The organism is Rahnella variigena (genome assembly GCF_003610915.1).
Taxonomy (GTDB): Bacteria; Pseudomonadota; Gammaproteobacteria; order Enterobacterales; family Enterobacteriaceae; genus Rahnella; species Rahnella variigena.
In genome coordinates, this window is sequence record NZ_NSDJ01000001.1 from 3,939,465 (window position 1) to 3,961,435 (window position 21,971).

The 21,971-nt window shown below is 54.1% G+C and carries 16 protein-coding genes; 5 read left to right on the forward strand and 11 right to left on the reverse strand.

Annotated features, from left to right (window positions below):
- The first annotated feature begins 106 nt into the window (after positions 1 to 106).
- The gene (ubiG, locus tag CKQ54_RS18020) at positions 107 to 829 is read left to right on the forward strand and encodes a bifunctional 2-polyprenyl-6-hydroxyphenol methylase/3-demethylubiquinol 3-O-methyltransferase UbiG (protein WP_112289498.1); all 723 of its coding nucleotides are present in this window, start codon (positions 107 to 109) and stop codon (positions 827 to 829) included.
- A 69-nt stretch (positions 830 to 898) separates the two neighbouring features.
- Here the strand turns inward: ubiG and CKQ54_RS18025 are convergent, their stop codons facing one another.
- The gene (locus CKQ54_RS18025) at positions 899 to 4,687 is read right to left on the reverse strand and encodes an autotransporter outer membrane beta-barrel domain-containing protein (protein WP_120162052.1); all 3,789 of its coding nucleotides are present in this window, start codon (positions 4,685 to 4,687) and stop codon (positions 899 to 901) included.
- Positions 4,688 to 5,395: 708 nt separating this feature from the next.
- Between CKQ54_RS18025 and nrdA the strand changes: the two genes are divergently transcribed.
- The 3 genes from nrdA (at position 5,396) to yfaE (ending at position 9,142) form a co-directional block, all read left to right on the forward strand.
- The gene (gene nrdA, locus CKQ54_RS18030) at positions 5,396 to 7,678 is read left to right on the forward strand and encodes a class 1a ribonucleoside-diphosphate reductase subunit alpha (RefSeq protein WP_120162053.1); all 2,283 of its coding nucleotides are present in this window, start codon (positions 5,396 to 5,398) and stop codon (positions 7,676 to 7,678) included.
- A gap of 72 nt (positions 7,679 to 7,750) precedes the next feature.
- The gene (gene nrdB / locus CKQ54_RS18035; RefSeq protein WP_013574613.1) at positions 7,751 to 8,881 is read left to right on the forward strand and encodes a class Ia ribonucleoside-diphosphate reductase subunit beta; all 1,131 of its coding nucleotides are present in this window, start codon (positions 7,751 to 7,753) and stop codon (positions 8,879 to 8,881) included.
- Positions 8,882 to 9,142, forward strand: coding sequence for a class I ribonucleotide reductase maintenance protein YfaE (gene yfaE, locus CKQ54_RS18040; RefSeq protein WP_120162054.1), 261 nt, complete (start codon positions 8,882 to 8,884; stop codon positions 9,140 to 9,142). It begins immediately after the preceding gene.
- Positions 9,143 to 9,760: 618 nt separating this feature from the next.
- Here yfaE and CKQ54_RS18045 read toward each other — a convergent pair.
- Entirely contained in the window at positions 9,761 to 10,966 is a 1,206-nt protein-coding gene (locus tag CKQ54_RS18045; protein ID WP_120162055.1) for a nicotinamide mononucleotide deamidase-related protein YfaY, read from the reverse strand.
- Positions 10,967 to 11,216: 250 nt separating this feature from the next.
- Positions 11,217 to 11,762 (reverse strand): YfaZ family outer membrane protein, encoded by a 546-nt coding sequence (locus CKQ54_RS18050; RefSeq protein ID WP_112289960.1) that lies wholly within the window; start codon positions 11,760 to 11,762, stop codon positions 11,217 to 11,219.
- Positions 11,763 to 12,083: 321 nt separating this feature from the next.
- Here CKQ54_RS18050 and CKQ54_RS18055 point away from each other — a divergent pair, with 321 nt between their 5' ends.
- Positions 12,084 to 13,517 (forward strand): catalase, encoded by a 1,434-nt coding sequence (locus CKQ54_RS18055; RefSeq protein ID WP_120162056.1) that lies wholly within the window; start codon positions 12,084 to 12,086, stop codon positions 13,515 to 13,517.
- 84 nt (positions 13,518 to 13,601) lie between these two features.
- Here CKQ54_RS18055 and menE read toward each other — a convergent pair whose 3' ends face one another.
- From menE to CKQ54_RS18095, 8 genes are all read right to left on the reverse strand, one after another.
- Positions 13,602 to 14,975, reverse strand: coding sequence for an o-succinylbenzoate--CoA ligase (gene menE, locus CKQ54_RS18060; RefSeq protein WP_120162057.1), 1,374 nt, complete (start codon positions 14,973 to 14,975; stop codon positions 13,602 to 13,604).
- A 17-nt stretch (positions 14,976 to 14,992) separates the two neighbouring features.
- A complete protein-coding gene (gene menC / locus CKQ54_RS18065; protein WP_120162058.1) occupies positions 14,993 to 15,994 on the reverse strand; it encodes an o-succinylbenzoate synthase in 1,002 nt (333 codons plus the stop codon).
- A complete protein-coding gene (menB, locus tag CKQ54_RS18070; protein ID WP_112289949.1) occupies positions 15,994 to 16,851 on the reverse strand; it encodes a 1,4-dihydroxy-2-naphthoyl-CoA synthase in 858 nt (285 codons plus the stop codon). Before menB ends, menC begins: the two co-directional genes overlap by 1 nt.
- Positions 16,838 to 17,635: a 2-succinyl-6-hydroxy-2,4-cyclohexadiene-1-carboxylate synthase gene (gene menH / locus CKQ54_RS18075; protein ID WP_120162059.1), complete on the reverse strand. Its 798-nt coding sequence runs from the start codon at positions 17,633 to 17,635 to the stop codon at positions 16,838 to 16,840. The genes menB and menH overlap by 14 nt, the downstream gene beginning before the upstream one ends.
- On the reverse strand, positions 17,632 to 19,305 hold the full coding sequence (menD, locus tag CKQ54_RS18080) for a 2-succinyl-5-enolpyruvyl-6-hydroxy-3-cyclohexene-1-carboxylic-acid synthase (protein WP_120162060.1): 1,674 nt from the start codon (positions 19,303 to 19,305) through the stop codon (positions 17,632 to 17,634). The genes menH and menD overlap by 4 nt, the downstream gene beginning before the upstream one ends.
- Before the next feature lie 23 nt (positions 19,306 to 19,328).
- Positions 19,329 to 20,666, reverse strand: a complete 1,338-nt coding sequence (menF, locus tag CKQ54_RS18085; RefSeq protein ID WP_120162061.1) for an isochorismate synthase MenF — start codon at positions 20,664 to 20,666, stop codon at positions 19,329 to 19,331.
- Positions 20,667 to 20,899: 233 nt separating this feature from the next.
- Positions 20,900 to 21,208, reverse strand: coding sequence for a DUF883 family protein (locus CKQ54_RS18090; RefSeq protein ID WP_112289943.1), 309 nt, complete (start codon positions 21,206 to 21,208; stop codon positions 20,900 to 20,902).
- A 117-nt stretch (positions 21,209 to 21,325) separates the two neighbouring features.
- Entirely contained in the window at positions 21,326 to 21,841 is a 516-nt protein-coding gene (locus CKQ54_RS18095) for a DUF1097 domain-containing protein (RefSeq protein ID WP_120162062.1), read from the reverse strand.
- Between the last annotated feature and the right edge of the window lie 130 nt (positions 21,842 to 21,971).

Below are 21,971 nucleotides of genomic sequence, written 5' to 3' on the forward strand. Positions count from 1 at the left end.
GCAGGTCTTCATTTCGTATAAACATTAACCAAAACGACAAAACTGAGCCAAAGCAGATGGAATATGTATAATCCGCTAATCAAGTGATAAGGAGTTACTCACGCTCATGACAACCACACCGTCTGCAAAACCGCAAAACATCGACCACGAAGAAATCGCCAAATTTGAAGCCGTCGCCTCGCGCTGGTGGGATCTGGAAGGCGAATTCAAACCTCTGCACCGTATCAATCCGCTGCGCCTGAACTACATTCTCGAACGCGCTGATGGCCTGTTCGGCAAGAATGTGCTGGATGTCGGTTGTGGCGGCGGGATTTTGAGTGAAAGCATGGCGGTAGCAGGTGCGAATGTTACCGGTCTGGATATGGGCGGTGAGCCGTTACAGGTGGCGCGTTTACATGCGCTGGAAAGTGGCGTGAAAGTCGATTATGTACAGGAAACGGTAGAATCTCATGCCGACGCACATCCGCAGCAATATGATGTGGTGACCTGCATGGAAATGCTCGAGCACGTGCCGGATCCGGCTTCCGTCGTTGCCGCCTGCGCGCGTCTGGTGAAACCCGGCGGTCATGTGTTCTTCTCTACCATCAACCGCAATAATAAAGCCTGGCTGATGGCGATTTTCGGCGCTGAGTATGTGCTGAAAATGGTGCCTAAGGGCACGCACGACATCAAGAAATTCATCAAGCCTTCTGAATTGCTGGGTATGATCGACCGCACATCGCTGTTTGAGCGTCACATTATGGGTCTGCACTACAACCCGCTGACCGACCATTTCAAGCTCGGACCAAATGTAGATGTGAACTACATGATCCATACTCAGGCACTGTAATATTTTGCCTGCAAAAAAGGGTACAGTTTGCGCTGTACCCTTTTTTTATGTTGCAGCTATTCCACTGACTTACCAGCGAACACTCACACCTACTGACGCTTCGGTTTGTGAAAAATCATCTGACCCTTCCTGTTGCCCGATCTTGCCCCAGACCGTGGTATTTGCGCCCAGATTGCCACTGACCCCGGCACTCAGTTCCGCACTGTCTTTTGCGGTGTTGTCGGTAAAACTCACGCCATCGACATTCAGCGCTGTTTCCGCACTGTTATGGCGATAATTCGCTTCGATAAAGGGTTTGAGATGCAGCGCCGGTGCCGTATGAATATCCCATTCGCTGCGCAGCCCTAAGCGTGTCTGAACGTTATTATCGCCTTCTTGTGTCACTTTCGACTGATTCGAGGCGGTAAAGTCTTTCTGTTTCACCCCCTGATAAGTCACCTGCGCCTGCGGTTGCAAGGTCCAGTTCCACTGTTCTCCCTGCATCAGAGTAAAGCGATAACCGCCTTCCAGCGAGGCCAGAAGACCGGAGGAGTGATAATTATCGTCACCCGTGCCGTCTTCGCTGACGCTGTTATCAAACCAGGCATATTGCAGCCAGCTGTCGAGATACGCGCCCTGATGATCCCGCGCATCCTGATACCAGGAAGCGGTCAGCCCTGCGGCATAGCCCTGAATATCATTATCTGATTTTCGCCCGGTCAGCGCGCTGGTGCTGTCGCCGTGGCTGTTACTGTAGCCGCCGACGACACCGGCCAGAATTTCGCCGTCACCCACATTATCGCGCAGGAAATTGGCGCTGATCTGCGCGACGTTAGTGTCATTGCTGCTGTCAATCTGGTTGCTGAATGTGGAACTTTCATGCGCAGACTCTACACGCAATTTGATGTTGTCATGCGCTGCACCGGCGTGATCTTGTGCTGTCATGCTGAACGCATTATTGGCGATACGCAGGTTGCTCACGTAGCTGCCCGTTTTAGGGTTCAGCACCGGGGTAAAATCTTCCCCGCCAGAGGCTGGCACAGGTTGTGGCTGCGGTGTTGGTTGTGGCTGGACATCAGGATCGGGCTCAGGTTGCGGATCAGGCGTCACCACCTGCGACCGCAGATACCAGTCCTGATTATCCTGCACCAGCGAATAATCGTAGGCACCCATATTGATATATTGCTGATCGCCCGCCAGATGGAAATTTGCCGCGTTATTATAGTTTTGCGGATCAGCAGCAAAATCGACGACTTTGATGCCGGTTTCTGTGGCCTGCCCGACGCCGCTGACCGGCACAATCGCCAGGGCGGTATCACCGGAAGTATTGCCATTCAGGATCAGTTGATCGGTAGCCGATGCGTCGCCATTCATTTCCGTTTCCAGCACCACGGTACCGCCGCCGGTGTAATCACCGTTGACCGTCAGCGTATCGCCAGCCTTGCCATTCTCCAGACTGGCGGTTCCTGCGCTGTTATCAAGGCTGCCGTTGACCGTCACGCCGGATAAATAGGTTAATGCGTCGAGGGACATATTAGTGTTCAGCGTGCCTTGCAACGCCATACCGGACGTGGCATTCACCAGTGTGCCGCCCGTGTCGGTAAACAGGCTGGCATCCAGCGCCGAGGAAGTGTCCTGATTTGTCAGGACCAGCTGAGTGTCATCGGAAATCAACACCGTACCAGCGGAATCTGTATCGATGCTTCGCACCTGCTGATCCATGCCGGTGACGAACATGGCATTTTCACCGACATACAATGAAGAGGCGTCAGCGATAATATTTTCAGCGCCGCCCTGCAAGCTGCCCTCTTCGACACGCACAGCGGAATGGCTGTTGCCCGAATCGTTCAGAATCAACGTACCGTTACCGGTTTTGGTGAACGTGCTGTCAACGTCTGCCTGCCCGCCGGTACTGTCAGCGGTTAAGCCGCCCCATTGCGTGGTCACGCCGTCGTCCACTTGCATCGTCCCTGAGGCCCGCATTTCAATATCTCGTGCCTTACCGGTTTGTGCTGATGTGGTATCAACCTGCCCGCTGGTATCGCCCGGCGCAGAAATCTCCAGCGTACTGGCCTGTGACGGATCGGTGAAAATGACCTGACGGTTATAGGCTTCGTCGCCCAACTGAGAGTTACCGGTGACCTGCAATGTCCCGGAAGCGATCTGCGTCGTGCCCAGATAAGTATTGTTATCTGCCAGCGTGACGCGTCCGGTTCCGGCATTAATCACCACATACACACCGTCACCGGCTGAGGTACCGTCACCGATGTGATAGTCATTACCCGTACCAAGCGTAACCAGATCGGCATTGCCAATCACCGTCCCGCCGGAACCCGTGATCGTCAGGCCGTCGTTTATCTGATTCATTGTTCCGTTAAACGTCGACATATCTGATAAATCCAGTACACCGCCGTCTAACACAATGGACTGCGGATCGGCCTGCAATATCGCTAAGTCTTCAGCATCGCCCTGAACGCTGAGCACAGCGTTTTGTTCCACCACAATGTCGCCCTCCAGCCCCATGGACTGTGCGCCGTTGAGCGTGAAACTGCCGTTTTCGGCGACGGTCAGGTCGCCTGCGCCGGAAGTGGAACCCGCCATGGTGCCGCTGTTAACAATCACATTGCCGCCGTCATCAATATTCAACGTGCTGTTTTCGTAGCCGGTAAAGGTATTTTTGAAGGTTTGCTCTGTACTGCCGACATTGAGGATCGCGGTATCATTCGCGGGAGAGTCGCTGCCTAATATTATGCCCTGACAGGAATCCGGTTCAGCCTGGCAATGGGTATCGCCGACGTTAATTAAGGTGTTGTCACGCCCGAGCGTGACCGTACCTTCTAAGACCTGGAAGATGCCGGTAAAGCCACTGTTATCAGCATTCAGTACCAGTTCACCCTCGCCGCGTTTGAAAATAGCCCCTTCACCCGCAATAGAGTCATAAGCACCGTCATTAGCCGTGTTGCCGATGATCAGCGTTTTATCTTTGGCAATATCAAAATCGGCCTCGCTTTGGCCGAGGTACATGAAACCACCGCCAGCCGCGTCCGCATCATTACCGTAGCTGTACGCAACATTATCGTGGTAATAGGCCACGCCGTCGTTATCTTCATAGTTTTCATCAATATTGATATCGACGAGGAACGGTGTGGATGCACTGTTAGTATAAATCGCGCCGCCCTGCCCCTCTGCCTGATTGCCGGTAAATTCGCTGTTGGTGATTATCAGGTTGCCATGCGAATTTGTCGTATTGTCAGTGGCGTCTATCGCGCCGCCGCTGCCATTTCCGTTGTTACCGTTTCCGCTGGTTTTTGCCTGATTATCCTCAAATAAAACATTCGTCAGGCGAACTTTATTATTCAGAGAATAGATGGCACCGCCCTTCCCTTCACTGGCAATATTGCCTGAAAATACGCCATTGATAATGGTGAGATCACCCACACCACGGTCATTCGAACCATTCATATAAATGGCGCCGCCATAATCATTGGCAACATTATCCGTAAAACCCGTGTTTTCTAAATAAACGGAAGAGTCTTCATTGGCATAAATCGCCCCGCCGCTGCCATTGCTTTTATTTTGGGAGAACAGGCTATAACCGGTAGAGTTTTCAGGAATGATCGCCAGTGACGTATTGCTGTCCAGGTGAACAGCGCCGCCGGATGCGTCTGAGACCGTCAGCCCGGAGAACTGCATTTCAGCGCCATCGGCAACGGTGTAGGTGTTGAGTGTTTCATTTCCCAGGGCGGTAGCATTTGCATGGCAGCTTTCGGTGATTTGCATACCCGAACAAGCCGGCAGGGTTTCAGCAAAAACAACGTTTGCCAATGGCAGTAAGTTAAAGGCTAAAAATAAACACACCGTCACTTTATTGAACATCATTCAATTTCATTCCCACGCCTGATGAAGAGCGGGAAAGTTAATACTGACGCGGCATGGAGGCCACTTAATGATAAATTTAGAATATGTAAACAACATCATTTATTCATGATATGTATTTATAATACGGCTCATTTTTCTCAAAAGTGCATTTTTCAGAAAGTGAACAAAAGAAGGGTTCTGATGTTGTCCCGGCGCGCCTTCCCGGTAGTACGGCAACGCTAAATTGTTAGCAGTTGCAAGTCATTTTTTGGGGTGGCCTGGTGTGATTTGCGTTAGGGAACGGCGAGTTTGAGTGTTAAAACCTTAGTTTTTAGGGCGTTGGTTCGCAGCGACGCCGGAACATGATTTTTTAGAATAGTTATCCAGATCAATATAGCGTTTTTTTCTAACGTTTAATAAACCGGCAGTCGATCACCTTTCTTAAAAATATAAGAAAATCGTATCTCAGATATTGACAGGATTGTCGCGCCAGCAATGGCGGACTCTTCAGGCAGGGCTCAAAAATTTCTCCCCAACTTATCCACAAATCTGCCCATTTTGTTCACTTGCAAAAGGGCCATTCAGTCACTATCTTGTCATCAGAAAATAACAAACCCACAATATATTGTGTTTATATCCTGACCAGCACACTAGGGACCTCTTGTGCTGCTGCGCGTGTTTTACGCGGCCAGGTCAGACCCTTTATAAACCTTTGAGGTATCGCCCCGAATGAACCAAAGTCTGCTTGTAACTAAACGTGATGGCCGCACAGAACGCATCAATCTTGATAAAATCCACCGTGTCATTGACTGGGCAGCGGAAGGTCTTCAAAACGTATCAGTTTCTCAGGTAGAACTTCGTTCACACATCCAGTTCTATGACGGGATCAAAACCGCTGACATTCATGAAACCATTATCAAAGCAGCGGCTGACCTGATCTCTAAAGATGCACCGGATTATCAATATCTGGCTGCACGTCTGGCTATCTTCCACCTGCGTAAAAAAGCCTACGGCCAGTTTGAACCACCAAAATTGATCGACCAGGTGACCCGCATGGTTGAAATGGGTAAATACGACAAACATCTGCTGGAAGACTACACGACTGAAGAGTTCGAGCAGATGGACAGTTTTATTGACCACTGGCGTGACATGAATTTCTCCTACGCCGCTGTGAAACAGCTGGAAGGGAAATATCTGGCACAGAACCGCGTGACCGGCGATATCTACGAAAGCGCACAGTTCCTGTACATTCTGGTCGCGGCTTGCCTGTTCTCCGGCTACCCGCGCGAAACCCGTCTGGATTACATCAAACGTTTCTACGACGCGATTTCTACCTTCAAAATTTCTCTGCCTACGCCAATCATGTCCGGCGTGCGCACCCCAACCCGTCAGTTCAGTTCTTGTGTTCTGATCGAATGTGGCGACAGTCTGGATTCCATTAACGCCACCTCCAGCGCCATCGTGAAATACGTTTCTCAACGTGCAGGTATCGGCATCAACGCCGGTCGCATCCGTGCGCTGGGTAGCCCGATCCGTGGCGGTGAAGCGTTCCACACCGGTTGTATCCCGTTCTATAAACATTTCCAGACCGCGGTGAAATCCTGTTCTCAGGGTGGCGTTCGTGGCGGCGCAGCGACGCTGTTCTACCCGATGTGGCATCTGGAAGTCGAAAGCCTGCTGGTTCTGAAAAACAACCGTGGTGTTGAAGGCAACCGCGTCCGTCACATGGACTACGGCGTGCAGATCAACAAACTGATGTATCAGCGTCTGGTAAAAGGCGGCGACATCACTCTGTTCAGCCCTTCTGACGTGCCTGGCCTGTACGATGCATTCTTTGCCGATCAGGACGAGTTCGAGCGTCTGTATGAAAAATACGAGCAGGACGCCAGCATCCGTAAGCAGAAAGTGAAAGCGGTTGAACTGTTCTCCCTGATGATGCAGGAACGTGCATCTACCGGACGTATCTACATTCAGCACGTTGACCATTGCAACACGCACAGCCCGTTTGATCCGGCTATCGCGCCTGTTCGCCAGTCCAACCTGTGTCTGGAAATCGCACTGCCAACCAAACCGCTGGACGATGTTAACGACGAAAACGGCGAAATCGCGCTGTGTACGCTGTCTGCCTTCAACCTCGGCGCGATAGAAAGCCTGGACGATCTGGAAGAGCTGGCAGTTCTGGCGGTTCGTGCCCTCGACGCCCTGCTCGATTATCAGGATTACCCGATTAAAGCCGCAAAACGTGGCGCGATGGGGCGTCGTACTCTGGGTATCGGCGTGATTAACTACGCTTACTATCTGGCGAAAAACGGCGTGCGTTATTCCGACGGCAGCGCAAACAATCTTACGCACAAAACGTTTGAAGCCATTCAGTATTACCTGCTGAAAGCGTCGAACGAACTGGCGAAAGAGCAAGGTGCGTGCCAGTGGTTCAATGAAACCACTTATTCACAAGGCATCATGCCGGTGGATACTTACAAGAAAGATCTGGATGCGATTTGCAACGAGCCGCTGCATCTGGACTGGGATACGCTGCGTGAAAGCATCAAAACGCACGGCCTGCGTAACTCCACGCTGTCTGCGCTGATGCCGTCCGAGACCTCTTCGCAGATCTCCAACGCCACCAACGGTATCGAGCCACCGCGCGGCCACATCAGTATTAAAGCGTCGAAAGACGGGATCCTGCGTCAGGTCGTGCCGGAGTATGAGCGTCTGAAGGATCAGTACGAACTGCTGTGGGATATGCCGAACAACGACGGCTATCTGCAACTGGTTGGCGTGATGCAGAAATTCATCGACCAGGCGATTTCGTCTAACACCAACTATGACCCGTCGCGCTTCCCGAACAGTAAAGTGCCGATGAAACAGTTGTTGAAAGACTTGCTGACAGCCTACAAATTTGGCGTCAAAACGCTGTATTATCAGAACACCCGCGACGGTGCTGATGATGTGCAGGAAGATATGAAAGCCGACGTGGCTGACGACTGCGAAAGCGGCGCCTGCAAAATCTAATCATCTGTTTTAACTAAATATATTATTCAAAACCCCCGTCAGGGGGTTTTTGCCGAGAATGTCGAGGAAGTTATGGCTTACAGTACTTTTTCCCAGAATAAAAACGATCAGCTTCTTGAGCCAATGTTCTTTGGCCAGTCGGTTAACGTTGCCCGTTTCGACCAGCAGAAGCATGAAATCTTTGAAAAACTGATCGAAAAACAGCTGTCCTTCTTCTGGCGTCCGGAAGAGATTGATGTTTCCCGCGACCGTATCGATTTTCAGGCGTTGCCGGATCACGAAAAACACATCTTCCTGAGCAACCTGAAATACCAGACGCTGCTCGATTCCATTCAGGGTCGCAGCCCGAACGTGGCACTGTTACCCCTCATTTCTATTCCTGAGCTTGAAACCTGGGTCGAAACCTGGGCGTTTTCAGAAACCATTCACTCACGCTCTTACACGCACATCATCCGTAACATCGTGAACGATCCGGCGATTGTGTTTGACGATATCGTCACCAACGAAGAAATCCTCAAGCGCGCGAAAGACATCTCCGGTTATTACGACACACTGATCGAGATGACCAGCTACTACCATCTGCTGGGCGAAGGTACGCATCAGGTCAACGGCAAAACGGTCGTGGTAAACCTGCGCGAGCTGAAGAAAAAACTCTACATCTGTCTGATGAGCGTGAACGCGCTGGAAGCCGTGCGTTTCTACGTCAGCTTCGCCTGCTCATTTGCGTTCGCTGAACGTGAACTGATGGAAGGCAACGCGAAAATCATCAAGATGATCGCCCGTGACGAAGCCCTGCATCTGACCGGTACTCAGCACGCGCTGAACCTGCTGCGTTCAGGTCAGGACGACCCGGAAATGGCAGAAATCGCGCTGGAATGTCAGCAGGAATGTCACGACCTGTTCGTGCTCGCGGCACAGCAGGAAAAAGACTGGGCGGAATACCTGTTCAAAGACGGTTCGATGATTGGCCTGAACAAAGACATTCTGTGTCAGTACGTGGAATACATCACCAACATCCGTATGCAGGCTGTGGGTCTGGACGCGCCATTCAAAACCCGCTCTAACCCAATCCCGTGGATCAACGCCTGGCTGGTGTCTGATAACGTGCAGGTTGCGCCGCAGGAAGTGGAAGTCAGCTCCTATCTCGTGGGTCAGATTGATTCTGAAGTTCACGCAGACGACCTGAGTGATTTCGAGCTGTAAATGACGGACAGAACCATCACACTTTCAGCAAATGGCCAGCAACTGGCCTGCAAGTCAGAGCACCGGAATTTGCTGGAAGTGTTTGAACATCATCAGGTTGAAGTCGAATACCAGTGTCGCGAAGGTTATTGCGGATCTTGCCGGATGAAGCTGATCAACGGTGCCGTTGAGTACAGTGAGAAGCCTTTAGCTTTCATCTCTGACGGCGAGATTTTGCCGTGCTGTTGCATGCCGGTTGGGGATATTGAGATTGAGTTTTGATGGGCTGCTGCCCATGCCTGCCTTTAGCTTTTAGCCTTCAACATCAAGATATTGGGCTCACCGCCCAAACTGACCTAAGGTCGTGGGCGTCGGCCCACACCGACCAGAGGACGCGTAAGCGCGCGCCCTCTGGACTCCCCCGCTTTTTCACTGCGCGCTCCGCTAGACACTATGTTTCAGGTACCACTGCGACAGGCTGGAAATCTTGCCGCTGCGCGGTACCTTCTCTCGGTCTTCGAGCCATAGGTCTCGAAGCCGCTCCGTTCAGCAAGATTTCTGAATCGCCCGCACGATCTTAAATTCAAAGACAGACTATTTTTCATCTTTTAAATAAGTTGATTGGCGTGCTCAAAAATGGCACCGAATGAATGGTTCGAGACCAGAGGCTCGAAACCTGAAATTCGGGAATCGCGCAGCGATGACATTTTGCGCCACTCACAATTGCGTCAGAAACATGTCCGTCGTGCCCGCGATAGCGCGCAGTGAAAGAGCCTGGGGGGTCTTGGGGGGCGGCGGCGATAAGCCGTCCCCTAAGTCGGTGTGGGCCGACGCCCACGACCTTGATCTTAAGGCCAGTTTGGGTGGCAACCCAAGGTCTTGACCTGGCTTTTGTAAAAGCTAAACCTTTGCAACCCGATCCAACCACGGATAATCCGCCACCGGTTCCCACCCGTTCAGATAACGCCTGAGAAGATCCATCGCCACCATTGCCATCGTCTCCTGCCGTAATGCCAGACCGTGACGCGTCGCGGTATAACGAATGGTTAATCCGCTGGTACCGGATGGCGTATGAAGCGCCAGACTGAGTTGATCCCCTGACAGCGCACCGACGGCAAGAGCCAGTTGTGCGCCGGTGCTTTCTGCCAGACTCTGCGCGCGCGCCAGCAGGCATTCGAGGGATTTCTCTGGTGAGGCTTCGTCGCCCTGTGGCAATAACTCGCCGTTGACCAGCGGAACGCCGGCGCTTTGCAGACGCCAGTTCAGCAGTCCGCCGGTGAAACTTTCGCTGACCGCCAGACGCAAATCCTGCGCCAGCAGACGCTCAGCCAGACGATCCGGCAGGCTGCCCAGTCCTTCGAAAATGGTGCTCTCCCCCGCCACTTCGCGCACGCGCTCAAATGCTTTGTGCATGGCGGCTTCCTGCGAGCGCGGGCCGGTGACTTTCAGCTCGATAATCGGTGAAGAAGAACGGTAACCCATCACCACGCCTTCCGGCAGTTCGAGTTTATCCAGCTCCGTCGCAAGATCACTTTCACCGCGACCAAACGTCGTGAGACGCAGACACAGCGGGGCTTCCAGCGCCGGAAACTGTTTATGCAGACGCGGAACGATTTGCTGCTCCACCATCACTTTGAATTCAGAAGGCACGCCCGGGGTGAAGAATATCTGGCAACGGTTAAGCTTCACGCTGAAGCCGCAGGCAGTGCCGACCGGGTTATCCAGCAACTCAGCATTGGCCGGGATCTGCGCCTGTTTACGATTAGATTCGGCCATCGGGCGACCACGTTCGTTAAAGAACGCCTGCATGGTTTTAATCCAGCCGGCATCTTCAACCAGCTCAACGCCGCAGGCTTTCGCCGCAGCCAGCGCGCTTAAATCATCCGTCGTTGGCCCTAAGCCGCCGTTCACGATCAGCACATCGGCGATATGGCTGCGTTCTTCGAGAACAGCCACCAGCGCGTCCAGGCTGTCGCCCACGGTTTCACGGCTGGTCATCGGTAAACCCTGTTCGAACAGATAATTCGCCAGCCACGCCGAATTGGTATCCACAATCTGGCCATGCAGCACTTCATCACCCGTACTCAGCATCTCAACCCTAAGCATCCCGTTCTCCTTCTGTTTTTTTGTCATTCCACTGTAGAAAGGCTGAGACAGAAAAACAATCTTTGGGGCACAAAGTGATATTACAGACAATAAAAAAGCCTGCTAAGCAGGCTTTAAACAGAGTAATACCCAAAAGATTTCATGGTGCAGGAAGGCGGCAAGCGCGCGGATCCCCGGGAGCTGACACAGGTCAGTGACCGGGGTGAGCAAGTACAGCTAACGCATCTGCAACTTGAAAGATGACGGGTATTTAGAAGTTGATCGCGCCACCTAAATATGCGCCATCTGCCACCACGTTATCGCGGTTGCCGTCTTTGCCGTCCATCGCCATGTAGCGGTAACCCACGCTCACTGTCACCAGTGGAATGGCGGTCAGACGGATGCCTGCGTTCGCTTCTTCATAGTTTGCGATGCCGCTGGAGAGTGAATCCGGGGAATAGTAATAGTCACCGTACAGGGTGAACATTTTTGCGATTGGCAATTGCAGACCACCGCCGACCGCAGCCGCGTAACCTTCGTCGCCGTCTTTCGGATTGGTATACAGACCTTTACCGCCAACGGTTGCCATGAAAGGCCCTAAAGGAATGTTGTAACCTAAACCAACGCCAGCCACATCACCGTCGTCATCGTTGTGAGTGTAATCACCGCTCAGAGCCAGTCCCGGAGAAGTGGTACCAAAGCCCACGCCCAGGTGCGTGTAGTGTTCGCCGACTTCACCGTTAACACTGATGGCGTTCGCAGAAGCCGCGGCAAACATCAGGCTGGCAGCGGCGCCAGCGACAAGGATCTTTTTCATTATTTTTCCCAAATAATAGCTAAACGACATTAAATCTTCCGCTGGAAGTCTAAAGCAATTCACTCTGTTGTAACAACTTTTTGGGACTTTTAAACATTCAGCGGAGCATAGAAAATTGTAAGAAACATCGTTCTCATTGATGAAACGAAGTTTTCACGTCGAAATGATAACTCCCACCTATTTGCCCCTGATCAACATATGGTTTATTTGTAATGGGTAGAGTTAATTTGGCTTAGGAGAGCAACCCGCAAACAAGGAATGTTAACGATCTACAACGCTTCTTTTACCTACACACCCCGTTTTCACTGGAAGGAATTTGTTATGACCAAGAAAGGTTTAACTACTGCCGCTGGCGCGCCCGTCGTCGATAATAATAACGTAATAACGGCGGGTCGCCGTGGCCCGTTACTTCTGCAGGATGTCTGGTTTCTTGAGAAATTAGCGCACTTCGACCGCGAAGTGATCCCTGAGCGCCGTATGCACGCAAAAGGTTCCGGCGCTCACGGTACATTTACCGTCACCCACGATATTACCGCTTACACCCGCGCGAAAATCTTCTCCGAAATTGGCAAGCAAACTGACATGTTTATCCGTTTCTCGACGGTGGCCGGTGAACGCGGTGCGGCAGATGCAGAGCGTGATATCCGCGGTTTCTCGATGAAGTTTTACACCGAAGAAGGTAACTGGGATTTAGTCGGCAATAATACGCCGGTGTTTTATCTGCGTGACCCGCTGAAATTCCCTGACCTGAACCACGTCGTTAAACGTGACCCGCGCACTAACTTGCGTAATCCGGCGTATAAATGGGACTTCTTCTCGCATCTTCCGGAAGCTCTGCATCAGCTGACCATCGACGTCAGTGACCGCGGTCTGCCCGCCTCTTACCGTCATATTCACGGTTTCGGCAGCCATACATTCAGCTTTATTAATGCAGAAAATGAACGTTTCTGGGTGAAATTCCACTTCCGCTGCCAGCAGGGTATTGAAAACCTGATGGACGACGAAGCAGAAAAACTGGTGGGCACCGACCGCGAAAGCTCCCAGCGTGATCTGTACGAAGCGATTGAACGTGGCGATTTCCCGCGCTGGAAGCTGTTCGTGCAAATCATGCCGGAAGCGGACGCCTCAAAACTGCCGTACAACCCGTTTGACCTGACTAAAGTCTGGCTGCACAGCGATTATCCGCTGATCGAAGTCGGTGAATTCGAACTGAACCGCAATCCGGAAAACTACTTTGCCGAAGTGGAACAGGTCGCCATGAGCCCGGCGAATGTGGTCCCTGGTATTGGTTTCTCACCAGATCGCATGTTACAGGGACGTCTGTTCTCCTACGGCGACGCGCACCGCTACCGTCTGGGTGTGAACCATCATCAGATCCCAGTGAACGCGCCAAAATGCCCGTTCCATAATTATCACCGTGACGGCGCAATGCGTGTGGACGGTAACAGCGGCAACGGCGTGACGTACGAACCGAACAACGCCGGTCTGTTCCAGGAACAACCTGATTTCAGCGAACCGCCACTGAGCATTGAAGGCGCGGCCGATCACTGGAATCACCGTGAAGATGACGATTACTTCACCCAGCCGCGTCTGCTGTTCAATTTGCTGTCTGAGGCCGAACATCAGCGCATGTTTGCGCGCATTGCCGGTGAGTTGAAACATGCGTCGCCGGACACGCAGGCACGTCAGGTCGCACTGTTCTATAAAGTCGACCCGGCTTATGGCGCAGGTGTTGAGAAAGCCCTGAAAGACTGATTTTAGCGCCGCATACATGACAAGGGCCGCAATGCGCGGCCCTTTCTATTTTTTGCAAAAGAATGTTTTCTGCAAAAGCATATTTTACGAAAGCATGGCTATCCACTGGCGGACGCTGGCCCGCGAGATTTTAATCCCGCCCTGTGCCAGAGTTTCAGGCAGCGAATGATAAGCCACCGGTAGCTGAAAGCGCGGGAGTTTATTGCTCAGCCAGAGATTGAGTTCCTCATACAGCAGCCCGGCTTGTGCTTCGAGCACGGCGACCGGCCGCTGTCCAAATTGCTCGTCTTCCACCGGTATCACAAACGCCTGAGAAACCTGCGGATGGCTTACCAGCACTTTCTCGATATCTTCAGGCTGTATCCCTTCCCCGCCGCTGAAAAAGAGATTATCCAGCCGCCCGGCGATCAGCAGTTCGCCATTCCGCCATTCTCCCCGGTCACGCGTATGTAACCAGCCGTCAGTACTGACAACTGGCGTCAGCGTGCCATTTTTCCAGTAACCGCAGGCCAGACTGTCGCTGCGGATCAGGACTTCCTGATCGACGATTTTGACGTCTTTACCGCTGAGCGGCAGCCCTACGCCCGCAGATCCATCTGCCCGTTTTGCCGTCACGGTCGACGCCGTTTCGGTCATGCCATATCCGCACCAGCAGCGGATACCGGCGCGTTCTGCTTGCAGGGTTAATTCCGGCGGGATCTGCGCGCCACCCAGCAGGACATCTTTGAGTTGTTCAGGCAACGGCGTGCCTTTGAGCAGGCGCCAGAGTTGAGTCGGCACCAGTGAGGCATGGCTGCATTCCTGCAGCGCCGCCTCGAACGGTTGTCCGTCGGCCAGCACCAGCGTCGCGCCAGCCAGCAACCAGCGCCAGATGATGCCCTGTCCGGAAACGTGGAATTGCGGCAACGAGAGCAGCCAGCTGTCGTGCTGTGTGAAATTAATCAGCCCCAGCACCCCGGCCGCACTGGCGAGATGAGCGGAGACGGTATGCGCGGCGGCTTTAGGTAAACCCGTGGAGCCGGAGGTCAGCGTCAGAGTTGCCACGCGATCCGGTTGCCATGCGACAGCGCTGACGGACCAGGCATTTTGCAGCGAAAGCGCGGGGATATTTAAACCCAGCGCCGTTTCAGCCAGGTCGAGCATAAAATCAATATTGAGCTGAGAAAGCAGTTCCTCGCATAACGTCTGAGGCAGTTGCGGATTAAGCGGCAATAAACGCGCACCGGTCTGTAACAGCGCCAGATAACACAGCAACGCATCCAGATTATTTTTACTGCGCAACACCACGCCGGTGCCTTCCGTCACGCCCTGCGCAATAAATCCGGCGGCCAGCGAATCAACGCGGTGCTGTAAATCGCGCCAGCACCAGCTGACGTCTCCGGCTTTCAGCGCCACAGCAAAAGGGGTTTGCACAGACCTCTGGCGCCACGGCCAGTCCGTCATTATTTGCTCTGCCATACTATTTATCTGCTTCTCTATCTGCTCTGCCATACAATCTCCAGCGCAGAAACATCGGTCAGCGGAAGCGCGGAATCCGGCCAGCGGCGGACCAGCTGCGCCTGCATCAGATCCAGCGTATCCAGACCGGGAACCGCATCCGGCGTCAGCCACTGCGCGATACGCGCCAGTTGTGTCAGTCCCAGACTGGATTCAATGGATGAGCTGATCACCGCTTCCAGCCCGGCGGCGTGTGCCTGCGCTATCAGTTGGCGGCAACGCATCAGACTGCCGGTGAGCGTAGGTTTAATGATAATCGCTGCCACACCCGGCTCAGCCTGCACGGTAAAACCCGTTTCACGCACGCTTTCATCCCAGGCGATTGCGATACCGGTCAGACGGGCAAAGTCGCGGGATTGATCGCGGCTCAGACAGGGTTCTTCGATAAACGTGATGCGGGATCGCAGTTCCGGTGCAACGTGGCGGGCAAATCCTGCGGCTTTCACCGGGGTCCAGCTGCGGTTAGCATCGAGACGCAGATGCAAATCCGGTAAGGCTTCCAGCAGCATACTGACATTCAGGCCGTCGCCGACAGATTCGTACAATCCGACTTTTACTTTGGCGACCTTGCGGCCATGCGCATCTGCGGGTAATGCACCGAGACGTGCATAAAGCTCATTCGGATCACCGTGGCACAAAGGCGCACAGCGCGTACTCAGCACCTGCGGCAGTTCATCGCGCAGTTCGGCATCGGCACAGCTCAGCCCGAAAGCCACTGAGGGCAGCGTGCTGAATGCTGAGGCAACCGCCGTCAGCGACGCGCCCTGCATCCACTGACTCAGGCCATGCTGAACGGCTTCCTGCGCTTGAGGCAAATCTTCCTGACTGAATCCGGGCAGCGGCGCAATCTCGCCCCAGCCTGTTTTATCGTCCTGCCACAATGAAACCAGCAGCCCGTCGCGCGTTTTGAGACGCTGGTTGCGCAGCACCACGCCCGCTTCCATCGGCAGGCAATACCGGTACACCGTGGCGCGACGCATTATGGATTCCGCTTAAATTTGCTGAAGTCCGGCTGGCGTTTTTCGTTAAACGCGTTGCGGCCTTCCTGACCTTCGTCAGTCATGTAGAACAGCATGGTGGCGTTACCCGCCAGTTCCTGTAAACCGGCCTGACCGTCGCAATCCGCGTTCAGAGCCGCTTTCAGGCAACGCAGCGCCATCGGGCTGTTTTCCAGCATTTCACGACACCAGCGCACGGTTTCTTTTTCCAGATCTGCCAGCGGAACCACGGTGTTGACCAGTCCCATCTCCAGCGCGGCTTTAGCATCGTACTGACGGCACAGGAACCAGATTTCGCGGGCTTTTTTCTGGCCGACGATACGCGCCATATAAGATGCGCCCCAGCCGCCGTCGAAAGAACCGACTTTCGGGCCGGTCTGGCCGAAGATGGCATTATCTGCCGCAATCGTCAGGTCGCACATCATATGCAGCACGTGGCCACCGCCGATGGAATAACCTGCCACCATCGCCACAACCGGTTTTGGGCAGGTGCGGATCTGGCGCTGAAAATCCAGCACATTCAGATGATGCACGCCGCTGGCATCCTGATAGCCGCCGTAGTCGCCACGGACTTTCTGGTCACCGCCGGCACAGAAGGCTTTTTCGCCTTCACCGGTCAGTACGATCACACCGATACCTTCGTCGTTACGGGCGTCATCGAGGGCGCGGATCATTTCTTTCACCGTCAGCGGGCGAAAGGCATTACGCACCTGAGGGCGGTTGATGGTGATTTTAGCGATGCCATCGGTGGATTTGTGATAACGAATATCTTCAAACTCACCGGTGCAGTCACGCCATTCGACCGGCGCGTAAAGTTCTTTTTCATCAGGATAAATCATGTGCAACGTCCTTTAAGACAGGTGAAGTAATAAATGCCAGCGCCTGACGGACAAATTCCGCCGGATTTTCACGGTGGGCGTTATGCCCGGCATTGGCGATAGTGCGCAGTTCGAAACCGGAATGCTGCGCGAGATGAATAAATTTGGTGTCATGAGTGCCGCATAACCAGATCAGGGGCAGCGAAAGCTGATGCAGTTGTCCGCGCAAATCGGGTTGGACAGAAAGCGATGTCGCCGTGAGCATCGCAGCCACAGTGTGGGGATTGTTGTTTTCCCGCAGCAAAATCAGCTGCTGTCGCTGTTCATCGGTCAGGCCGGAAAACACCGGCTGGCGATACCAGCTGGCGAGCGCCTGTTTCCACGGCAGTTGCAAAAAGCGCGTCGCCCATTGCTGATCGTGATGACGACGCTGCGCGCGTTCGGCCTGACAGGTCAGCCCGGGATGCGCACCTTCGACCAGCACGCCCTGCAATCCGCTGCGATCCCCCTGGCACGCGTGATACAAACTGATGCGTCCGCCGAGCGAGTAGCCAATAAGCCAGTACGACGATATCCCCTGCTGATGCAAAGTATCGGTCAGTAACTGGCTGACATCCGCAAAACCGGCGGCGGTTAATTGCGCTGAACGCCCGTGTCCCGGCAAATCGACAAACAGACAAGGCCAGCCTTCGAGCGCCGCCTGTAACGGCTGCCAGTCTTGCGCGCTGCCCAGCAGGCCATGGAGAAATACCAGCCACGGACGGCCTGTGGCTCCGGCATTTAGCGAAGTACAGACCAGCGTCATGATGCGCTCATCTGGCGGACCAGCGTGCGCAGGCTTTCTGCTCCATCCGTCTCACTGACTTTCAGTTCGATCAGCTTCACGCCGCCGTGCTGCCAGCATTCGCTGACAGCCTGATACAGCGCAGGCACTGACGTCGGGCAGGCATAATCCAGACCAAACATCGCCGCCGCGTGACTGAAACTGACGTTCTGCGGCATGCAGTAAAATCGCTGGCGCTCAGCTTCCGGCGTCGGTAGCAGCGAGAAAATCTGTCCGCCGTTGTTGTTAACGATAATGATGACGGTTGGCGCTGAGCACTGACGCATCAGCGCCAGTGCGTTCAAATCATACAGCGCAGAGATATCGCCGAGCAGCACCAGCGTCGGTTTGCAGGTTGCGCGCTGCACGCCCGCAGCGGTGGAAAGCAAACCATCAATACCGCTTGCACCGCGATTGGCATAAACAGGATAACCGGCGGGCAGTTTTGCAAAGGCATCGACCAGCCGGACAATCAGGCTGTTGCCGAGGAATAACTGGCCGTGCGCGGGCAATAATGCCGGAAGCTGCCATGCGGCGGCGGCCTCTCCAAAAGTGCCATCGAGATGAGTTTTCACCGCCTGACTGGCACGTTGCGAACAGGATCCAAGCTCTTCCGCCCAGTCAGGCTGTGGCTGAGCCGGATGCGTCAGCAACCAGTCAGCGACGGTCGCCTGTATCCTGCGGCCACGGTGCTGCGCCGGATCCTGACGGCCCGGCAGCGTATCAATCAGCCAGTATTCCTCGGGTTCACACGCTGCCTGCCATTGCAGTAAACGTTTACCGGTTAAACCGCCGCCAAACTGAATCACCAGCTGAGCGCGTGCCAGCACAGCCTGCGCCTGCGGTGAAGCCAGCCAAAGATCGGCACAGGGAAGCGGGTTACCCGTTGAAGCCTGAACGTCGCTGATCAGCGGCCAGCCAAGCACTTCAGCCCAGCGGGCGACGGACTCGCTTTCCTGTGCTGAAATGCGACCGGCAATAATCACGCCGCGCTTTTGCCGCCAGGAAAACCAGTCTGGCTGTGCGGTCGTATGCTCAACCGGCGAGTAATTCAGCCACGGCTGATGCCCCTGCCACCAGTCGCCCAGCTGTTGCAACCAGTCAAGATGTTCACCGCTGTCTTCACCATACAGCGGTTCGGCGAACGGACAGTTAATATGCACCGCGCCGTGTGTCTGCTGCGCCAGTGCATTATCCAGCGCGGAGACCAGCCAGCGGGCGCTGATTTCCGGCGTCGGACGCGGCAAATCCAGGGTGTGTACAGGATGGCTGGCAAACATGCCGGTCTGGCGGATAGCCTGATTCGCGCCACAATCGATAAGCTCCGGCGGACGGTCGGCAGTGAGCAATACCAGCTTTTCGCCGGTCAGCCCGGCTTCGATCAGCGCCGGATAAAGATTGGCTACCGCGGTGCCGGAGGTGACAATGATCGCCACACGCTGCCCGCTGGCTTTTGCCAGCCCGAGCGCCAGATGGCCGAGGCCACGTTCATCAAAATGGGTATGGCAGATAAGGTGCGGATGCGCCGCGGCGGCAAGGGTCAGCGGCGTGGATCGGGAACCGGGCGCAATGCATACGTGTTGCACCTGATGGCGGGTCAGGCTTTCGAGGAGCAACGTCGCCCAGCGGCGGTTAAAAACGGCAACAGACATGGTCAACTTACTCCGGCAAAGGATTATCCGGCCTGAACGGCAGGCGTGTAGTGCTCTTCCAGCAAAGTACGCAGACCTGCGGCTTTGTTTTCGATTTCCTGCCATTCCTGTGCAGCGTCAGAACCCGCGACAATTCCCGCGCCAGCGTAGAGTTCCAGATGATGTCCTTTCACCGCCGCAGAACGCAGCGCGACGGTAAACTCCGTCTGTTCAGCGCTGATGTACCCGGCGGAACCGGCATACCATTCGCGGTCAAAAGGCTCAAATTCAGCGATAAATTCGCGGGCTGCCTGACGCGGCAATCCGGCGACGGCCGCCGTCGGTTGTAAACGTTGCAGACAACCGGCGTCATCGGATTCCGTCAGTTCGCCATGAATACTGCGGCGCAGATGCTGGACTTTGCGCAGACGTAAAATCTCGGCAGGCATGATGTCGAGCGTTTGCGCCCCGCCCTGCAAACGCTGGCAAATGTCATCCACCACCAGCAGGTTTTCTCGCTGATTTTTGCCGTCGTTCAGCAGCCAGTCGCCCAGTTCCTGTGCTTTAAAATCATCAGGATCGTTGGCGACGGTGCCCGCCAGCGCTTCGGTATATAACTCATCGTGGTTGCGCAGGAACAGGCGTTCAGGGCTGGAACCCAGGAAAGCCTGTTGTGGCGTGAATGCCAGCATAAAGTGATAGCAGTGGTGGTTCACCGCACGACTGGCAGCCAGAAATGCGCAGGCGTTCAGCGGTCGACTGAGAGTCAGCGTGGTTTTTCGCGCCAGCACGACTTTGTCGAATTGCTGCGCTTCAATGCAGTTCAGTGCGCGGGTAATCAGCTGATTCCACTGGGGCTGCGCCGGTAAATGCTGGTGTTGTAATACGCGGGAGGCGATCGGCGGTAAAGCCTGACTGGCGACCAGAGATCGCAGGAACAAACGTGTGCGGCGAGCTTCCTTACGTAAAGAGTGCGCACTGAAAAGCGTACACCGCAACCAGTAGCGGCTGCCCTGACGGCAAAGTTCGATGCGTGGGAGAAACAGTGCATTGGCAGCAAAGGCGGAGCTGTCAGCGCCATTGAAGGCGTTCAGCCCCCAGATGTGCAGATCAGGCACATCCTGATGTTCGCGGATAAAAGCCTGCGCCTGTGCCGTATCGCCAAAAGCGTAAGCATCGCCACAAACGGCGGCTTCTTCATTGCCATCACGCTGTTGCCAGTAGAATTTCGGGTAGCAGGGTTGCGCAGACAACCATTCCAGCAGGCCGGTGTCTGGCTGTTTTTGCAGGGAATAACTGAACTGCCGGATCCCCGCTGTATCAGGCCATTCGCCTGCCAGCGTTGTATCAAGCTGCTCAATGATTGCTGATATTTGTTTCACCGCTACCTCGGGCCATACCGGATGTTTAGTGACGGGTAGAAATACCCTTCTGGATCAAAAAACGGGTTGGATCAATTACGGATGAATTATGCGGCGATACGAAAAATGAAAATATGCGACAGATCAAGCTGAAGTGAGTGCTGTTAGCTAAGAGGGAGTATAGGAGCAGACAAAGGAGTTATCAAATGCGTTAAGAGCAGGAGCAGCAGGACGCTGCTCCTGAAGGAATGACATTAGCGACGCAACAACAGGCCTACAACCAGGCCGACGGCGGCACCGACGCCCACGCCATGCCACGGATTTTCACGCACATAGCTGTCAGTCTGTTCCGCGACGTGACGGGCTTTCTTGCAGTAAGAACGGGCGGAAGGGTCAATACGGGATTTAATGTCTTTCAGTGCGTTTTCAGCACGTGCTTTAATTTGCACGTATTTCTCATCCGCTTTATCGCCGGAAGATTTCAGCACTTCTTCCAGAGTTTCAGTCAGCATACGCAAATCGTCATCTAACGAATTCTGCTGTGTCTCAAATTGGTCAGCCATGGTTATCTCCTTATGATGTGTTCGGGTCTTCTAAAAACTTATGCTGCCATTAACCCTAGCGCAGTTCCGCCTGAATTGCCCGACAGATCATCAGAAAACTGTCGTAAAAACGGGGTTTTAAGAACCTTCTGACCCTTTAACGTCCGGGAAAATAGCAGCTTTTTTAGCGCCATTCAGCTGCTTTTCGCGCTGTTTCGCCAGCCATAATCCGCTGTTTTTCATCGCGTAACCGAACACCAGACCGACCAGCAATGACACCACCACCTGCCGCCAGTCGCCCTGTGCGGCGAAAGTCGCACAGGCACCGATAAAGGTGCCCGGAACAAACGCCAGCCACTGCTGACGTGCCTGAATACACATCAGGAAGGCGACGATGCCGGTCAGCATATAACCCAGAATGCTCCATTCGGGACGCATGGCGCTGCCCGCGATGATCACCACTGCCCAGAACACGCCGCTGAGACAGGTCAGCGTGCTGATCAGCAATCCGCGCAGCCCGCCCTGCGGACAGGCGAAATACGCCGTGCATCCGAGGAATCCCGCCCAGCTTATCAGGCCAAGGCTGATAGCCACCCAGCCCCAGATACCGGAGAGGATGCCGGTGGTAATGGCAATCATCACTAAAACATTCATGGTGTAATTCCATACGAATTTGAACAAGCGCGCAGTGTACGCATTGGCAGGAATAATGGAATGGGGAAGATCACAAAATGAATGTAATATTTAGCTGAACGTACATATAAATGTGATATGAATCACATTT